Annotated in this window: 17 protein-coding genes; 7 read left to right on the top strand and 10 right to left on the bottom strand. The window is 45.3% G+C overall.

The window, feature by feature from the left end; genetic code table 11:
• Positions 1–397 precede the first annotated feature (397 nt).
• A complete protein-coding gene (locus LEP1GSC047_RS08285; protein WP_010410482.1) occupies positions 398–703 on the top strand; it encodes a hypothetical protein in 306 nt (101 codons plus the stop codon).
• A gap of 71 nt (positions 704–774) precedes the next feature.
• Here LEP1GSC047_RS08285 and LEP1GSC047_RS08280 read toward each other — a convergent pair whose 3' ends face one another.
• The 5 genes from LEP1GSC047_RS08280 to LEP1GSC047_RS08255 all read right to left on the bottom strand — a co-directional run bounded on the left by LEP1GSC047_RS08280 (position 775) and on the right by LEP1GSC047_RS08255 (position 6,147).
• On the bottom strand, positions 775–987 hold the full coding sequence (locus tag LEP1GSC047_RS08280) for a hypothetical protein (RefSeq protein WP_010410485.1): 213 nt from the start codon (positions 985–987) through the stop codon (positions 775–777).
• Between the two features lie 626 nt (positions 988–1,613).
• Positions 1,614–2,480: an LA_0442/LA_0875 N-terminal domain-containing protein gene (locus tag LEP1GSC047_RS08275; RefSeq protein ID WP_039934444.1), complete on the bottom strand. Its 867-nt coding sequence runs from the start codon at positions 2,478–2,480 to the stop codon at positions 1,614–1,616.
• 780 nt (positions 2,481–3,260) lie between these two features.
• Entirely contained in the window at positions 3,261–4,163 is a 903-nt protein-coding gene (locus LEP1GSC047_RS08265) for an alpha/beta fold hydrolase (protein ID WP_010410490.1), read from the bottom strand.
• A gap of 30 nt (positions 4,164–4,193) precedes the next feature.
• Positions 4,194–4,664, bottom strand: coding sequence for a DUF309 domain-containing protein (locus LEP1GSC047_RS08260; protein WP_010410492.1), 471 nt, complete (start codon positions 4,662–4,664; stop codon positions 4,194–4,196).
• Complete coding sequence (locus LEP1GSC047_RS08255) at positions 4,648–6,147, bottom strand: aldo/keto reductase (RefSeq protein WP_010410494.1); 1,500 nt, start codon at positions 6,145–6,147, stop codon at positions 4,648–4,650. Before LEP1GSC047_RS08255 ends, LEP1GSC047_RS08260 begins: the two co-directional genes overlap by 17 nt.
• Positions 6,148–6,393: 246 nt before the next feature.
• On the opposite strand from LEP1GSC047_RS08255, the gene LEP1GSC047_RS08250 reads away from it, so the two are divergent.
• Genes LEP1GSC047_RS08250 through LEP1GSC047_RS08240 form a run of 3 tightly spaced genes read left to right on the top strand, consistent with a single transcriptional unit; the run spans position 6,394 to position 9,735 of the window.
• Positions 6,394–7,086, top strand: coding sequence for a succinate dehydrogenase cytochrome b subunit (locus LEP1GSC047_RS08250; protein ID WP_010410498.1), 693 nt, complete (start codon positions 6,394–6,396; stop codon positions 7,084–7,086).
• Position 7,087: 1 nt separating this feature from the next.
• On the top strand, positions 7,088–9,004 hold the full coding sequence (locus LEP1GSC047_RS08245) for a fumarate reductase/succinate dehydrogenase flavoprotein subunit (protein ID WP_010410500.1): 1,917 nt from the start codon (positions 7,088–7,090) through the stop codon (positions 9,002–9,004).
• Positions 9,004–9,735 carry a succinate dehydrogenase/fumarate reductase iron-sulfur subunit gene (locus LEP1GSC047_RS08240; RefSeq protein ID WP_010410502.1) on the top strand — a complete coding sequence of 244 codons (732 nt, stop codon included), beginning with the start codon at positions 9,004–9,006 and terminating at the stop codon, positions 9,733–9,735. Before LEP1GSC047_RS08245 ends, LEP1GSC047_RS08240 begins: the two co-directional genes overlap by 1 nt.
• Before the next feature lie 88 nt (positions 9,736–9,823).
• On the opposite strand, the gene LEP1GSC047_RS08235 is transcribed toward LEP1GSC047_RS08240, so the two are convergent.
• The 5 genes from LEP1GSC047_RS08235 to LEP1GSC047_RS08215 form a co-directional block, all read right to left on the bottom strand.
• On the bottom strand, positions 9,824–10,795 hold the full coding sequence (locus LEP1GSC047_RS08235; protein ID WP_010410505.1) for a PALP domain-containing protein: 972 nt from the start codon (positions 10,793–10,795) through the stop codon (positions 9,824–9,826).
• On the bottom strand, positions 10,795–12,600 hold the full coding sequence (lepA, locus tag LEP1GSC047_RS08230) for a translation elongation factor 4 (protein ID WP_010410508.1): 1,806 nt from the start codon (positions 12,598–12,600) through the stop codon (positions 10,795–10,797). Before lepA ends, LEP1GSC047_RS08235 begins: the two co-directional genes overlap by 1 nt.
• A gap of 189 nt (positions 12,601–12,789) precedes the next feature.
• Entirely contained in the window at positions 12,790–13,155 is a 366-nt protein-coding gene (locus LEP1GSC047_RS08225; RefSeq protein ID WP_010410511.1) for a TIGR04452 family lipoprotein, read from the bottom strand.
• A gap of 218 nt (positions 13,156–13,373) precedes the next feature.
• Positions 13,374–14,381, bottom strand: coding sequence for a UDP-3-O-acyl-N-acetylglucosamine deacetylase (locus LEP1GSC047_RS08220; protein WP_010410515.1), 1,008 nt, complete (start codon positions 14,379–14,381; stop codon positions 13,374–13,376).
• A gap of 189 nt (positions 14,382–14,570) precedes the next feature.
• A complete protein-coding gene (locus LEP1GSC047_RS08215) occupies positions 14,571–15,251 on the bottom strand; it encodes a DUF6989 domain-containing protein (RefSeq protein WP_020988439.1) in 681 nt (226 codons plus the stop codon).
• 127 nt (positions 15,252–15,378) lie between these two features.
• Here LEP1GSC047_RS08215 and eno point away from each other — a divergent pair, with 127 nt between their 5' ends.
• From eno to LEP1GSC047_RS08200, 3 genes are read left to right on the top strand one after another with little or no spacing between them, the layout of a single operon-like run.
• A complete protein-coding gene (eno, locus tag LEP1GSC047_RS08210; protein ID WP_010410521.1) occupies positions 15,379–16,677 on the top strand; it encodes a phosphopyruvate hydratase in 1,299 nt (432 codons plus the stop codon).
• A gap of 5 nt (positions 16,678–16,682) precedes the next feature.
• Positions 16,683–17,144, top strand: a complete 462-nt coding sequence (locus LEP1GSC047_RS08205) for an FtsB family cell division protein (protein ID WP_010410525.1) — start codon at positions 16,683–16,685, stop codon at positions 17,142–17,144.
• Between the two features lie 10 nt (positions 17,145–17,154).
• Positions 17,155–17,760 carry a ClpP family protease gene (locus tag LEP1GSC047_RS08200; RefSeq protein WP_010410528.1) on the top strand — a complete coding sequence of 202 codons (606 nt, stop codon included), beginning with the start codon at positions 17,155–17,157 and terminating at the stop codon, positions 17,758–17,760.
• The last annotated feature ends 7 nt before the right edge of the window (positions 17,761–17,767 follow it).

Below are 17,767 nucleotides of genomic sequence, written 5' to 3'. Positions count from 1 at the left end.
GACGGATTTATGAAGATCCGTTTAACTTTAGATAAATCGGCGTTGAAACCTTCACTTAGCTGCTAAACTAAACAACAGGGGCTGAACGTTTGCCGGCTCGTCCATTTTTTTTAAGATTGCGTTGGTCGATTTCCGATCGTTTTCTTTGTTAATACGTAGGCTTTTGATATTTCTCATCTAGCAAACGCATTATAATCGATTGATTCCCTTTCCTTTCCCATCCTTTTATACCATTCAAAGCCGTTTCGGCATATAACTTGCATAATAAATACCAGCGAAGGTAGCCGAAACGTCGTTTTAGAATCTTTTCTTAGCATTCGCTTCGAATCGTAAAGCATTCTTAATCCTTATGTAAGCTATCCCAGCTAGGATCGAAGGCAACATCGGGAGGACCGCCATGAAATACAGTAGAATCCCTTCCACCCTAAACGTTCGTTTTCAAGAGATTGAGGACGTTAAAATCAGGATTGCCGAGAATGTGCTGGTTGGACTCGTTCACAGGTCCGACTCGCCGGTCGAGCCTGGAACGAATCTTGCTATCCGAATCGGGATGGTAAGCTTATCCGGAAACATTGAGCTTCCTATGAAAGTAATTAAGTGCGATAAGATTTCGGATGCCGAATTCGATCTGTATTTGAATTACTCGGAGATGGACTTCGGAAAAATCGAGGAGATCGAGGATCTAATCAGAGATTTAGCTTAAAGCCGGGAAAATTGAATCGTTCGTAAGAGTTCTGACTCCGCGCGCTAATTCGCGGGAGTCAGATCCGATTTTTACGCAACGAATAGATCGGCTTTACTGATCATCGTAAGTGGAACCTTGCTTGCGTTTAGTTTATCAGGGAAATAGACGATTTCTTCGCCAACGAGTCTGCGATTCCGGTCGAGTTCAACAACGGATCCGTCTTTCAGATGAAGGACAATATCGATCCCGCGATAGTTCACGTATCTCTCGAGTTGATCTCTGAATTTATTTCCCTGTTCCATGGTTGCTCCTCAGCTAAAATGTTGAGAGGTAGCCTATTTGAGTACCCTAAAAGTACAAGTTTTTTTATTTCTTCCTGTAAAAATTTTTTATGTCATGCCAGAGGCCAGAGGACTGAAGACAGAACATTGGCGAGCCGGGTTTCCATGCTCTAGAGAAAGATTCTTGTGTTATCGAGGATTTTTCCTCTACTTCTGTAACCTTTCCAGCTAGTAGCAGCTACTGTCTTTCAGAGGACGGAAGACTGAGGACAGAACATCGATGAACCGAGTCTCCATGCTCTATAGAAAGATTCCTATGCTAACAGTGGATCTTTCTTCGGCCCTCCGTTCTCTGCGTAGGAACTCCAACATAATTCGCTTTCAGAGGACAGAACTTCGACAAGCGGAGATTCCATGTTCTATGGGAAGATTCTTGTGTTATAGTAGATCTTTCCTCTACTTCTGTAACTTTTTCAATGTCTAGCAGCTTCTGTCTAGCGTGAGCAAAGCGAGCGCGTCTGTCCTCCGTCCTCGGTCTTCTGAACGAGCAAAGCGAACGCGTCCGTCTTCTGTCCTCTGACCTCAGTCCTCTGAAAGCGAACGCGCCTGTCTTCAGTCCTCTGTTAACGATCCTATAAATCGAACTCTCAAAATAAGACAGAGTATCGGAATTCCCCGTACAAAGCTCTCCCGGTCGACGACCCGATCGCACTTGAACCGAGCATACTCGAATTCGATGCGCCACGGTCGTAACCTGCGTTCCACTGAATTCCGTTTCTAAGAGGAGTTCCGTCCGACGATAACACGACATCCTCCTTTGCCCAGGAGGTTCCCGTAAAATAGGAATGCGCAAGCTGCACTAAATATACCGCTCCCAGTATCGCAAGAGAATTATTGTATTCCTTGACATCATGTTGGTACTGGCTTTTCTTTCCGCTGACATAAATACTTCCCAAGCCGATCGAAGAATTTCCCGAAATCAACGTGGAAGTCGCCGACGATTGCTCGTAGTCGGATTTAGCCGAATGCGCGTGCTTGGCAGAAAGAGCGGCATATCCCAAACTCGATATTAATAGGCCGCTATAAACGATTCCGGTAGTTTTTCTCCCTGCATAAATATGCCCCCAGCCGGGTAGTACTGCGGATCTCCATACGACACTCCATTTGCTTCTGCTAGGCGCAACGGGGGTGGGAGGAATAATAACGATCGGTTCTTCTTTGACAGCCTGGGGTTCTTCCTGTATTTTTTTCTCCTCTTCCTGCCGGATCTTTTTTTCTTCGTCTTTCGTTACTTCTTTATAAATTACTTTCAAGATGGACCGTTTCGAAACGCTTACTATCTTACCATCCTCACTGCGGACCTGAATCGTTTTCTCATTTTGAGTGATCACCTCCCCTTTAATAGTATTCCCGTTTCTAAGAAGAATGGATTGCACTGCGAAAAGATGAGAGGAATAAATCAGAGCGAAGGTTAGTATCGCGAAACGAATAGGATTGAGGACTTTTGCGAACATTCTGGCCTTTGAAACTTTTTGGCTAGTGTAAAGCCTCCTACGGATAAGCAAAGGAGTTTTTCGACTAAAAACAGCGGTTTCTCTAGGGTTTTTTCCGGGATGGGGAAATGCGTATTTGCGAATTATACTTTCTGATTTTGCCGTTTTGGAGATTGGAAACGTTTCGAACTGAAAAATAATTCGAGAGTTTCGAACCCGAGCGAAATCAATGTCGCATCCGTTTGCGAGCACGTTTCCGACTCGCTATTCCAGGCAGAAGACAGTAGCTGCTAGATGTTAGGAAAGGGGGGTTTCCATGCTCTAGAGAAAGATTCTTATGCTAACAGTGGATCTTTCTTCGACCCTCCGCTCTCTGCGTCGGAGTTCCAACACAATTCATATACACAAAATTGCTGACGCCCCCCGACACATCGAAAATCCAGTAACACCTCGCTCCAACATAATTCGTTTTCAGAGGACAGAGGTCAGAAGACAGATGCGCTCGCTTTGCTCACGCTAGACAGAAGCTGCTCAATGTTGGAAAGGCAGCTAAGGTAGAGGAAAGATCTATCGCACAGGAGCTCCAACATAATTCGTTTTAAAAAAATTGTTGTCAGGGTAATAGGAATAATTATCTGTCCTCTGTCCTCTGTCCTCTGTCCTCTGTCCTCTGTCCTCTGCCCTCTGCCCTCTGCACCGTGCGACCGTAATATTTTATACATGGAAGCGATTTGGTTTAAAGCAGCAAGTCCTTTGAACATAATGCCTCTTCCACCTTTACTAACCTTTAATACCTAGCATCTAAGACTTAATACCGGTATTTAATTTTCGATAGAAATCGTTTAAGATCACGGCTAAATCTTCCGGCCTGTCGTGGTGCATATTATGCCCGGCATCTTCCAACTCGAAATATTCCAAATTACGAATATGCGAAAAAACTTCTTCCCTATCATCCAAGGGTAGATGCGTTTCTTTGCCATAGACGACAAGAACGGGGCAGGCAATCGTTTCCCAAAGATATCGGGTAAATTGGGGGCTAATAAATACGGGCGGACCGTTTTTATAGGCAGGATCACTTTTCCAGATATAACCGTCATCCACAGGCTTTGTCAAATATGCGGCTATTCTTAACAGACGTTCCTTTGGCAACCTAGGGTAAACTGGTGATAAGCGAAGTGCTGCCTCCTCGATACTGCGAAAACTTTTTTGTCTCTTTCTTTCCTTACCGGCCAACCCACTCTCCCATGTTTCCAACCAAGACCGAAATCTCTTTCGCTCCTTTTCGGGATTCTGAAGGGAACTAAAGCCTTCTAAACAAACCAACGATTCCACTCTTTCGGGCAGGATGCCCGCGATACGAGATCCAAGGCCGCCTCCCATCGAGTGTCCGAGGATGTGAAATTTTTCGGGTAAGTGTTTGGAAATGAAACTTTGGGTATCGACAAGGGGCAACATAAAATGGTAAAACCCTTCGCGCAGCCATTCGGAATCTCCGTGGCCTCGGTAATCGAATCGATATAGATCAAAATTCTCGGAAAGAAAATCCTCCTGGAACAAAAAGGTCTCGGACGAATCCATAAAACCATGAAGAAGTAAAAGCGCCTTTCCTTTATTATTATCTCGTTTCGTATACGCGAGTCTGTATCCGCCGGATTCAAAATAATTACGCTCTAGCTTGCCGATATTTTCGTTCGCTGTTTCCATATTTCCTTCAAAAGTCATAATAAGAAAAACTCAAATGGAAGAAAACCATTCCTCTCCCGTTTCGGTCATAGTGGGTAAAGAAAGCTCTCGAATTTGTTCGAAGTCCCAACCAATATCTCCGCTGAATTTGGTAAGTAGAGTCTCCAAAAATCGAATCGTCTGCACGGTATTAGTGCGGCCTGCCGACGAAAGTTCGGAGGATCGCAATAATGCATCGAATTTCTCCTTCGATTTTTCGGCCTGCATTCTGGCTCCTCTAATATTCGGTTTTTTGAATATTTTGTTTAAAGAAATCGCTAATTGTATCCAACCGTGTAAGAGAAGTTTCCTTCCTCCGGATTCCTTCTTCCACTGAAACTCGAAAACCTCATGTAGCTCGAAATAATTTCCGGCAAAATATAATTTTCTCCCCTCCATCCATGCAAAGGAAAAACTGGAGTCCAAGTCCGGGGTATTGCGAATCCGGTCTAAAATTGCCAGGATCTCAGGATCGAATTCCATGGTATCCCCATTCCTCCTCCGAAATCGGAGATCGTACTTGATCCTTAAGTTGTAATATATCTTTGACGTATTCCTCTTTTCTCATCCCGATCAGCACTGTTCCCTTTTGTATGAGTTGAGACAAATGCAAGACCATCATGGAGGATAGGCTATTAGGCCCGTGCCTGTCGGAGTGAAATCTACCTTTTAATTCCTCGTACAGAGGTGACCGGGCCTCGGCCTGATGCAAAATAATCCATTCCTCGAAATATGGGATCGTCTTATTGAGCAGGTCCGTATAGCGAATTGCCTCCTCTTTTCCCAAACGATCGGATATAAATTTTAAGGACGATTGAGCGGCGGGGATCCAGGATCTCCCTAAGATTTGGTGCAGCTGCTCGACATTCTGAATTTTCTCTCGATACGCAAACCATTGGACGCTCAGGCCCTGAAACCCTTTCCGATTTTCCGAAAGATCTTGGATCCGAGTCTCGTACGTTCTCAGCTCGTTGAATAACGATTCCAAAGCGGTTATTCGAACCTCCTGGTCCGGCCCTGGTCGATAAGTCAATCGAACCATTCCTTTGTCAGAGACGAAAGAATTCAAGGGCCGGTTGATCAGGGGGAGGATGTCGAAGTTCCTACAAGTAGCTACGAGATTTTCTCCCGCTGAATTGTGATTCCGCAGAAAACCATCTTCGTACCAATTGGCCGGGAACTGAGCTGCGGAGAAACCGGAGTCGCCTCCGCCGACCTCTTTAGAAATTTGTAGTACCTTCGACAAAGACGTACCAGTGTAAGAATCTTCAGTATCCGGGAAGGTATTGCTAGAAATTCCGTAATAAAGAATTCTGCCATCCGCCCTCGCTCTCTCCAAAAACGAGAATGCTTCTCGAATTCGCCGATAATATTCCTCCTTTGCTTCCTTCTCCGGAACTCCATGCTTTTGCCGATCCATCAGAAAATATTCCGGATTATGCAGTAGAAAAATATCGATCGTATGCAAGCCCAATCTTTTTCTAGATCTCTCCAATTGATCTTCTAAGAATTCAGGTGAAATACAATGGAAGCAACCAGGTTGATAATATGTCGTTTCGGGAAATGGATTCCCGGATGTTTCCCGTTGCTCGGCAACTTCCATGTTCCGACCCTGAATGTATCCGGCTTTCGTAACGATGCAAACCGATTCACGTTTCAAATTTCCGAATGCAAATTCCTCCGAAAGTACTTCTCCGACTAGACTCTCCGCCTCGCCATCCCCATAATTAGCAGAGGTATCGATCAAATTTACACCGGAGCGAAGCGCGAGAATCAGGGCCTTTTTATGCTTCGGATTTTCCAAGCCTACTCGATAACAGCCGAACCCGACTCTAGAAATTCGATATCCTTTGAATTGAAAATAGAAGCCTTCCGTTTCCGAGTCTAAATTCTCGCCAACCGGTTTTATAGAACCGGGAAAAAGCTCTCTTCGATAGAGCGAAATAAATGGGTCTATTTTTTGCATTGAGATTGTTCCTGATCTAATTTTCTTTTAAAAATTTCCGCGTTGCACAAAATGAAAGTTCATTATAGCCGTTTCGGGCCCAAATGTCCATTTTTTGCACTTTCGTTTAAAAATGCTTTCCGTATAGATCCTATTTTTTACCCTAAATATTAGGGCGAATCGGAGAACATTTGTTCTTTCCCAGTTCTCCTCTCCCATAAAAACAAATCGATGACTTCTTCCCATTACTCTCACAGGAGAATTTGAATGGATTTTCAGGCTGGATACCTTAGGTCTTCCATCGGTAGAAAAACTATCGTAGGAATTACCGGACTCGTTTTCTTCGGCTTCGTGTTTTTTCACATGCTGGGGAATCTCCAGATTTTCCAGGAACCGGATAAAATTAATAGTTACGCCGCGTTCCTCCAAAGCCTCGGCGGACTTCTTTGGATCGCGAGAGGTACGCTTTTGATTGCCTTCGTATTACACGTTTTTTATGCAATCAAACTTTCTTTAGAGAACAGACAGGCGAGGCCGGTAGCGTATGTAAAAGAAAGTACGATCCAAGCGACTCTTTCTTCCAGAATGATGGCCCTCACCGGTTTATTGATTTTCGGAGCAATATTGTATCACCTCGCTCATTTTACGCTCGGAATTACGGATCCGAAAGATTTCGCCTTAAAAGATTCCCAAGGGAGACACGACGTTTATGCCATGGTGGTTCTAGGATTCCAAAATCCGATCGTTTCTACCGCATACATCCTTTGGATGTTCGTACTGGCCTCCCACCTTCGCCACGGAGTTTCCAGCGTGTTTCAGACATTCGGTTTAAATACACCGTTTTGGGCGCCGAAGACCAATGCATTTGCAATCGGATATGCGCTTCTTATTTTTGTAGGAAATTCTTCCATACCGCTATCGATCCTTTTAGGATACGTCAAGTTACCAGGAGCACAATAGAATGAGCTTAGATTCAAAAATTCCTTCGGGTGCTTTAGAACTGAAATGGGATGACTACAAATCCCATACCAAGCTGGTGAATCCCGCCAATAAACGCAAATATACGATTCTTGTAATTGGAACAGGACTGGCAGGAGGATCCGCCTCGGCGACATTAGCGGAACTCGGTTATAATGTAAAAACCTTCTGCTTTCAGGACAGCCCGCGACGCGCCCACTCTATTGCGGCCCAGGGTGGAATTAATGCCGCAAAGAATTACCAGAACGACGGTGATTCCGTATACCGACTCTTTTATGATACGATTAAAGGTGGAGATTTTAGAGCTCGCGAAGCCAACGTTTATCGCCTAGCTCAGGTTTCGGCGAACATTATCGATCAGTGCGTGGCTCAAGGCGTTCCTTTCGCAAGAGAATACGGCGGCCATTTAGATAACCGCTCTTTCGGCGGAGCCCAGGTGTCCCGCACGTTCTATGCCAAAGGTCAGACTGGACAACAACTTCTTTTAGGAGCCTATTCTTCTCTTTCTCGACAAATCGGATTAGGAAATGTTAAAATGTATCCTCGAACCGAAATGGTCGATTTGGTCGTGGTGGACGGACATGCAAAAGGCGTGATCATTCGAGATCTAGTTACGGGGGAAATCACGGCTCATGCGGGGGATGCGGTAGTGTTGGCCTCGGGAGGATATGGAAACGTATTTTATTTGTCTACGAATGCGAAAGGTTCCAATGTTACGGCGACCTATAGGGCCCATAAAAAGGGGGCTTTCTTCGCAAATCCTTGCTATACGCAAATCCACCCCACTTGCATCCCGGTTTCCGGCGACCATCAATCCAAGCTGACTCTGATGTCCGAGTCGCTTCGAAATGATGGGCGAATTTGGGTCCCGAAAAAGAAAGGAGATACTCGAAATCCCGCAGACATTCCCGAAAGCGAACGGGATTATTATCTCGAAAGAAAATATCCGAGTTACGGCAATCTCTGCCCTCGGGATATAGCTTCGCGTTCCGCCAAAGAAGTTTGCGACGCGGGCTTCGGAGTCGGACCCGGTGGACAAGGAGTCTATCTCGATTTTTCCTCCGCAATTCGGCGTTTGGGAGAACATACGATTGCCGAACGTTACGGAAATCTTTTCCAGATGTACGAGCAAATCACGGGTGAAAATCCTTATAAAGTCCCGATGAGAATCTATCCTGCGGTTCACTATACAATGGGCGGACTTTGGGTAGACTATAATCTCATGAGTAACCTTCCAGGTTTGTTCGTTATCGGCGAGGCCAACTTTTCCGATCACGGAGCCAACCGATTAGGTGCCTCGGCGCTGATGCAAGGTTTGGCGGATGGATATTTTGTACTTCCTTACACAATCGGTAACTATCTCGCGGAAGTCGGATTCGGTAAAACACCGTCCGTCGATAATCCCGAGTTTAAGAAAGCGGAGACCGAGAGTACCGACAAAATCAATAAACTTCTAAGCGTTAAAGGACGCCGTACTGTGGATTCATTCCATAGAGAACTAGGCAAACTTGTCTGGGATAAATGTGGAATGGCCAGGGATGAGAAAGGCCTGCAGGAGGCTCTGCAGAAAATTCCTCAAATCAGGGAGGAGTTCTGGCAAAACGTAAATGTGCCAGGATCGGGAACGGATTTGAACCAGTCCCTGGAAAAAGCAGGACGAGTGGCCGACTTCTTAGAATTCGCCGAACTTCTCTGCTTTGATGCTCTCACTAGGGAAGAATCCTGCGGCGGGCATTTTAGAACGGAACATCAGATGGAAGATGGCGAAGCCAAACGAAACGACGAAAAATTCTGCCATGTCACTGCGTGGGAATGGAAAGGCGTCGGAGCCAAACCGGTTGAACACAGGGAACACCTGGAGTTCGAGAACATTAAACTCGCAACGAGGAGCTATAAGTAATGGATCTCAAACTAAAAGTCTGGAGACAGAAGAATTCTCAAGATAAAGGCAAGATCGTGGATTATCCCGCGAAAGATATTTCCCCCGATATGTCCTTTTTGGAGATGATAGACGTCGTCAACGAGGAGCTAATTACAAAAGGCGAAGAGCCGATCGCATTCGAACACGATTGCCGCGAAGGAATTTGCGGATCTTGTAATATAATGATCAATGGGGTAGCTCACGGTCCCCTGCCGGGAGTTACCACTTGTCAGCTTCATATGAGATCGTTTAAAAATGGAGATACGATTTATCTAGAACCTTGGAGAGCGAAAGCCTTTCCGGTCATAAAAGATTTAATTGTGGATCGCAGCGCTTTTGATCGAGTCATCCAATCGGGTGGATTCGTAAGCATCAATACGGGCGGTGCGCCGGATGCGAATGCTCTTCCAATCGCTAAAAAGCATGCGGATGTGGCTATGGACGCAGCGACTTGCATCGGATGCGGCGCCTGTGTCGCATCTTGTAAGAACGCGTCCGCCATGCTTTTCGTCTCTGCCAAAGTAGCTCATTTGGCCCTGCTACCCCAAGGACAGGTCGAAAAGAAAGAGCGAGTCAAGAATATGGTGTCGGCGATGGATAAAGAGGGTTTCGGAAACTGCACGAACCAGTATGAATGCGAAGCTGCTTGCCCTAAAGACATTAAACGGGATTTTATTCGAATACTCAACAAAGAATATATAACTTCCTAAAGCCAGCAGCTTTCGATCGGCGACAATCATCCGTCGATCGAAAGCTGCTATTGAATCAATATTTTATAATATTCTAAAACATGTAATTTCACATTGATAATACATCAATGGAGAAATTTTGCAGTATTCCTCCTTGATAAACGTATAAAATTCGTCCTTCTATCTTCCCCGCGAGAACCATGCTCTCTAAAACGCTTAACGTCTTACAAGCGTATACCGGCTCGAAATAAATCCCCGTTTTCTTCCAGAGCTGATTTGCTTTATCGTTCCAACGTTCCGTTTCTCCAAAGGAAAAGGAAACTAACGGTAATTCCGCTTTGGGTTCGATTAAGGAATCATACGGGATTGCAAGATGCTTTAGGTGGAGACTCGCTCGGCGAGACTCCAACCAAACTTGCATTTTCCTCTTAGGCAATCCTAAAGTGACGCCAAAAACCGGGAGTCGATTCCACTCTAGAGCCGAAAGCCAAGTAATTCCGGAACCTACATCGAGCATGATGCCATCAAATTCGTTAGGGTCGATTTCGTCCCAGAGCGGAGCCAATCCATCCAGCGCATTCTGGCAGAATAAGTATTCCGGAAGGAGAATTTGCCTAGCGCTTGTAGGAACTTCGACACCTCCATCGATACGATCGAATTGAATCGCGATTCCGCCCCCAGTATCTCCGAGCAATTCCTGCATATGATGCTCCCATTCCCGCCTTGTAGGATAAATTACAATCTCCGAAAATCGCCCGGCCAGAATGGAAGCCGGACTTTGCAATTGGAGATTTCGAGAATAGCCGATTACTTTGGTTGGAATGCCTAACCAGCGGAAAAAGAGTATTCCGGCTAAAATCGCATTCGAATGAAGATTCCCCTGCAAAACAACAGTCTGGAATTTTCCGGAGCGGAAATAGGGAGCGAGCGTCCGGTAAATTCCAAGTAATTTTCGAATCTTAGTTCCTTGAGAAAAAAATAGTCGATCCTCGCGTTTTACGAAAATTTCAGACTTATTGATCTTGTATAAAAATTGGACCGGGCTTGCTCCGTAAAATCGCGCCGGAAGCTTCGGAAACATTAATCGCCGGTTTTCAGAACCGCGAGGAAGGCTTCTTGAGGAATTTCGACATTCCCGATTTGCTTCATCCTTTTTTTCCCTTCTTTCTGCTTTTCAAGAAGTTTCTTTTTCCGGGTAATATCCCCACCGTAACACTTAGCGGTAACATTCTTCCTAAGAGCCGAAATACTTTCTCTAGCCAGAATTTTACCTCCGACTGCCGCCTGGATGGGAATCATGAATTGATGCCGCGGGATTAATTCCTTCAACTTTTCGATGATTTCCCTTCCCCGTTGCTCGGCTTTACTTCGGTGCACGATCATCGAGAGTGCATCCACCGGCTCCCCATTTACGAGAATATCCATCTTAACCAACTGAGACGCCCTATACCCGCAAGGTTCGTAATCAAGCGAGGCATATCCGCGAGTCAAAGATTTAAGCTTATCATAAAATTCGAAAATAAGCTCGGCAAGCGGGAGTTCGTAGGTAAGCTGCACCTTCTCCTGAGTAAGATAAACCGTATCCAATTGTATTCCGCGTTTATCCATCGCGAGCGACATGATATTGCCCACGTATTCGATCGGAGTGATTATCGACGCCTTCACGAACGGTTCTTCAGTGGTTTCGATAAAAACCGGGTCCGGAAACTTGGACGGATTATCGATATCGAAGACTTCTCCATTCTTCATTTTGATCGTATATTTTACGGAAGGAGCCGTCGTGATGAGATCTAGGTTGAACTCCCTCTCCAACCTCTCCTGCACAATTTCCATGTGCAACAAACCGAGATAGCCTACCCTAAAACCGAATCCTAAAGCCGCGGAACTTTCTTTTTCGTACACCAGAGCCGCATCGTTTAGCTTCATTTTTTCGATCGCATCCACCAGTTCTTCAAACTGTTCTCCGGCAATCGGGAAAAGTCCCGCAAAAACCATCGGCTTCGCGTCCTTGTAGCCGGGAACCGGCTCGGCAGTCGGATTGGATTGTAAAGTTACGGTATCACCCGACCTCGCATCGGATACTTTTTTAATACCCGCGATAATATATCCGACTTCTCCCACGGATAGCGAGTCTTTAGGGATCAATCCGATCCCTTTGATTCCTACCTCGTTGACCGTAAAATCTTTCTGATTGCTCATCAAAAGAATCCGATCTCCTTTTTTAACGCTTCCGTCGAACACTCGGATTTTGATAACGACCCCCATATAAGGATCGAAATAGGAATCGTAAATTAAGGCTTTAAGAGGCGCGTTGATATCGCCCTTCGGCGCGGGAATTTGACGGGTAATTTCCTCAAGCACGGCCTTTACGTTCAAACCGGTTTTTGCGGAAATTGCTACGGCCTTTTCCGCATCCAGGCCGAGACTATCCTCGATTTGCAGCTTAGTTCTCTCGACATCGGCCGCGGGCAAGTCGACCTTGTTCATCACCGGAATAATTGCAAGATCCTGCTCCATCGCAAGATATAGATTTGCCAAAGTCTGCGCTTCCACACCTTGACTTGCATCCACGATCAAAAGAACTCCTTCGCAGGCTTTTAAAGAACGAGATACCTCGTAGGTAAAATCCACGTGGCCCGGGGTATCGATTAAATTCATCGTATACGTATGGCCGTCATCTGCCACGTAATTGAACGTGGCATTATTTGCCTTTATGGTGATTCCCCTCTCCCTCTCGATATCCATCGAGTCCAAAATCTGATCTTTTTTCGTCCGATCGTCCGTGACATGGCCGATTTCCAAAAGTCGGTCCGCTAATGTCGATTTACCGTGATCGATATGAGCAATGATGGAGAAGTTTCTGATGTATTTTTGCCGGTCGGACATGCTTAGAAACAAAATTCGAGGGATTTCTTCCCCTGAAAAGCCTTTTCTGAACCGACTCAGGAATGCGGAAGGATTTGGAGATGCGAGAATAGCGAACGGAAATCCGTAAAAGCTGCTTTTGCCTTTTAAAGAAACAAAAGGATTCCGCCGAAGAAGCGGGAAGAGAAAAATTCCTTCCCGCAATTCGACTTAGTAGATGAGTCCGTCCGCAGTAATTCCCTTACAAGAGGAGATAACCGTCAGGGTGGAACCGATCAAATAACCCTTCACTCCCTTGATATCCGTCACACATTGATTGATAACCGACTCCTTGTAATATTTGGCGGGATCAATGCCGGCGATATCGCTTGCGAGAATGGATAAAATCGAAACGGTTGCTTTTCCGTTTAGAATCGTCGAATTTACCAAGTCCGTCATGATTGCGGCGTCCGTAATTTTACTTGCAGCCTTATCGCCTTTAATCCGATCATAAGTGAACCCAATAGGATCCAAAACCGCGCAGTTAGCAAATGCGAGAGCCATAAAAATCGCTGAAGAAATTACAATTCTTTTCATTTAGAATTCATCCAAGTTAGAATTTTCTCACTTATGAAGATTTTGTATATTAATTACAAGTATTTTTACCGGACAGATTTGAAATCCTCTCGGAATATGTATTCCGACTGATCCATAAGGCTAGGAAAACGCGGACAGTATCTGTAACAGAACTTTTCCATCTTGAAATTCGAGTGTACGTTTCTGTTCAGTAGGCAACTAACCGTAAAAAGCCGACCTTAAGAAAGGATCGACACTCCATGCTTCTCTAAGACCGAACGATCACATGCGCATTGAGCTATGTCGATCTGTTTATGATGATCGAATAAGAAGGTAGTCATTTTCCCGACAAATCTCCCCTCGTATTCTTCTTCCACAAATCTCAACCAAGAAGAAATATCAATAATTTCATGACACAAAAATTCAAAATCAAATCCGGAATTTTGATCCTTAAATTTCTCCCGACCGTTATATATGCGTTCTTCATCCAGTAACAACACGTTCTCGAGAGTGAACGGATAATCCTTTAGCCCTCCGGCTAAACCGACTTGATAGAACTTTTCGGCTTCCGATTTGGTTCTAAACGCGGTGGTTCTGGCATCGCAGTAATAAGCGAATGAATTCGGTTCGAAAGGCGTTCTTATCCTCGCCTTTCCGATGGAAGTGCCGAGGTAAGAAACCTGATGATCTAAGATTAATTGCTCGGCTTCTTTCGAATTTTCAGGCGGTTCCAGTACGCAGTATCCCCTTTCCCATACGAGCCCGATAGGCTTAGAAACGGATATCGATTTACGCGGCGCAATTGCCTGAAGGTTTCCGATCAATCCATCCAGATAAGGTCGGTCGCAAAAATCGAATGTCGGTAGGCTTGACTCGGCGGTTTCGATATCGACATACACGCCGAACGCTAACATCCAAGCCAGAGGATGTTCGATAATCTTAACCTCGCCCAATTGTATATTATGATTTCCTTTTATACAATCGGCCGCATTTAAGGGAAATTTTTTCCCGTTATAGGAAAAAGAAGATCGTTTATCCGAAGTCGGCGAAACTTTTACGAAGCTATTCTTATTTTCGAACGTTGCCTTTCCCTCTAAGGTAAACTTATTTTTTACCGTATAGGAAGTGTGTCGTTCTACGATTAAAGACGAATCCGTAAAATAATCGGGTAGTCGCAAAACCGATCGATTTCGATCCTCGAGTAGTCCGCTTATTTCCGTCGATTCGGTGATGATTCGTGCGTCCATTTTTCCTTTCCCTCGCTTAAGAAAGAGGACTGAAGACAGAACATTGGAGAGCCGGGTTTCCATGCTCTAGAGAAAGATTCTTATCGTTGCAGGGGATTTCCCCCTACTTCTGTAACTTTTCCAACGTATAGCAGCTTCTGTCTAGCGTGAGCAAAGCGAACGCGTCTGTCCTTAGTCTTCTGTCCTCTGCTAGCGCCAGACACCTTCCAAAAGAAGATAGAACCAGGATAATGCCCCCAAATAAACGAACATGGTCGGAATTGTCCAAAGAAGTTTGGAGCGCAAAGGTTTTCCCTCGGTATGAAAATAAGCAAACGCGGTGAACACACCTAATATCAACTCGGGAAGCAGGACGTACACTGCCGTATGGCCGATCATCGAAACGTTTTGGGAGGACCAAATCGGAATCATTCTAGCAAACTCTTCCGAGACTGCGAAAATTACGAATGCGACACCCCCCGCCACGATGTATTTCGCGATCGGATTTACGGAAGGATTCCGCTTGGAAAATCGGACAGCCGCAAACGTGGATAGAAATAACGGAATCGTCCAAAGCCCCGCCATATAAGCCGGGACAGTTCCTATCCTATAGAATCCGTCTTCTTGAAAAGTAAGAACGCCTAACACCCGAGAAAGGAACCAGTCGGGAAACACTTGCAAAATACTTAAAGGAAAGACGAACCGAAAAATGTCCAGCCACCGATCATGCTCCCAAATTTGAGCGGCGACCGGTAATCCGATCGTATAGACTACGACCAAAAAAAATAATCTCCACCCTATGGAGGCGGGAATGGGAAGCAAAAGCGTAATGATACATAGTACCAAATAACTCGAATGAAAGAAAAGTGCATGTTTCTCCGTGGATTTCATGGAAGCGTTTCTATTGTTTCCAAAGGGTTGGGCAACCCTTTTTCCCCGTTTCCCGCTTGATTTATTTTGCTGAAAGACAACAATCTCTGAAAAAATCCTTCGGGAAAAAAATATTACAGGAACTACCATGCTTAAATCTTCCAAAATCTCCGGGATACGAGCCCGAGAAATTATGGACTCTCGCGGAAACCCCACAGTCGAAGTGGATGTAAAACTTGAAGACGGATCTTTCGGTCGAGCAGCCGTTCCGTCCGGGGCCTCGACCGGCGAATATGAAGCAGTGGAATTGAGAGACGGGGACAAATCCCGTTATGCCGGAAAAGGCGTTCTCAAAGCCGTCGAACACGTAAATCTAAAAATAAAAGAATTATTGATCGGGGAAGATGCACTGGACCAAAACAGAATCGATGCACTCATGCTCGAAAAAGATGGGACCAATAATAAAGGTAAATTGGGCGCTAACGCAATTTTAGGAACTTCCCTCGCAGTTGCAAAAGCTTCGGCGGCTCATACGAGACTTCCTCTATACCGATATATTGGCGGCAATTTTGCCAAGGAGCTCCCCGTTCCTATGATGAATATTCTGAACGGGGGAGCTCACGCCGACAATAACGTGGACTTTCAGGAATTCATGATTCTCCCCGTAGGAGTTCCTAGTTTTCGAGAGGCCTTACGGGTCGGTGCGGAAGTCTTCCACACTCTTAAATCCGTCCTAAAGTCAAAAAAACTCAATACTTCTGTGGGAGATGAGGGCGGATTCGCCCCGGATTTAGCCAGTAACCAGGAAGGACTGGAAGTGATTCTGGAAGCGATCGAAAAAGCGGGGTATAAACCCCAAAAGGATGTCCTACTCGGACTCGACGCCGCATCTTCGGAGTTTTACGATAAATCCAAAAAGAAGTACGTCCTGGGCGGAGAAGGAAATAAAGAGTTCACCAGTGCGGAATTGGTGGAATACTACTCAGATCTAGTCTCGAAGTATCCGATCATTACTATTGAGGACGGGTTGGACGAAAACGATTGGGATGGATGGAAAATTCTGAGCCAAAAACTTGGAAAGAAAATCCAACTCGTAGGAGACGATCTCTTTGTGACGAACATAGAGAAACTGTCTAAGGGGATTTCGTCCGGGATCGGAAATTCCATATTGATTAAAGTGAATCAAATCGGATCGCTTTCGGAAACATTGGCCTCCATCGATATGGCAAAGAAAGCTAAATATGCCAATGTAATTAGTCACAGGTCCGGTGAAACGGAAGACGTGACGATTTCGCATATCGCAGTGGGAACCAACGCAGGCCAGATTAAAACCGGCTCGTTGTCTCGAACGGATAGGATTGCCAAATACAATGAGCTTCTTCGAATCGAAGAGGAACTAGGAAACTCGGCAGTCTATAAAGGAAAGGAGACCTTTTATAACTTATAAACAAGATGGGCTCTCAACTAGCGAACAGGCTATTCTTACTTCTGGTATTTCTCTCCGGACTTTTTTATTTTACGGTCCTGGGCGAATCCGGCCTGGTCGTACGGTCCACCTTGGAAACCAGCCTCTCCAATCTAAAACTGGATGTGGAAAGGCTGGAATACGAAAATCGCCAATTGGAGGAGCGTCAAAAACTCCTACGAGATGATAAGGTAGCGTTAGAGCGCGAAGCGAGAAAATACTATCTTTTATCGGAAAATGCACATATAATCAAATTCAAAGAGCCCGAACCCAGGACGGAAAACCGACCGGTGCTAGCCTCTCGGCTGATCGCACTGCGTGCGGGTAAAGACCTACCCGTTCCCCCCATTCAACTGATTCGCTTTTTTTACGTCTCGTTTGTTGCATTCGTATTTATTGGTGTTTTCAGGAAATTGAGGAGGAAGAAACTGGAACAACGAAGTGCTTAAGGGAGCCAGAATGTCCGAAAACGAGAAAATCGCCGAAGTCTTCGAAGAACTTACCGGTAGTAAAATTTCCAAGAAGCTGATCGACCATAGGAAAATATTCTTATGGGGTGCCGTTACTGATGAGTCCGCCAAAGATATCGTAGGGAAACTGCTGTTTCTAGAAATGGCGGATCCAGGCAAAGAGATTACGTTTTATATAAATAGCCCCGGAGGCGTCGTCACTTCCGGACTTACGATTTATGATACGATGAAAATGATAACCTCACCGGTTCACACCGTCTGTATGGGATTGGCGGCTTCGATGGGGTCCGTGCTTCTCGCAGCGGGAGTAAAAGGGAAAAGGTCCATTTGGCCGAACGGAAAAGTGATGATCCATCAACCGTCTATCGGTGGACAAATCGTCGCGCCCGCCAGCGATCTAAAAATTCAGGCCGAGGAAATTCTAAAAACGAGAGCCAGACTAAATCAGATTCTTGCCGAAGCCTGCGGGCACCCCGTTTCTAAGCTTGAAGAAGATACGGATCGGGATTATTATATGGATGCCGACGAGGCTATCCAATACGGCATCGTAGATTCCCTCGCTACGAAAATCGAATTTCCTAAATCGAATTCTTAAAGGTTTT

Source organism: Leptospira inadai serovar Lyme str. 10 (genome assembly GCF_000243675.2).
Classification (GTDB): Bacteria; Spirochaetota; Leptospiria; order Leptospirales; family Leptospiraceae; genus Leptospira_B; species Leptospira_B inadai.
This window is presented reverse-complemented; position numbering and strand designations above follow the sequence as displayed.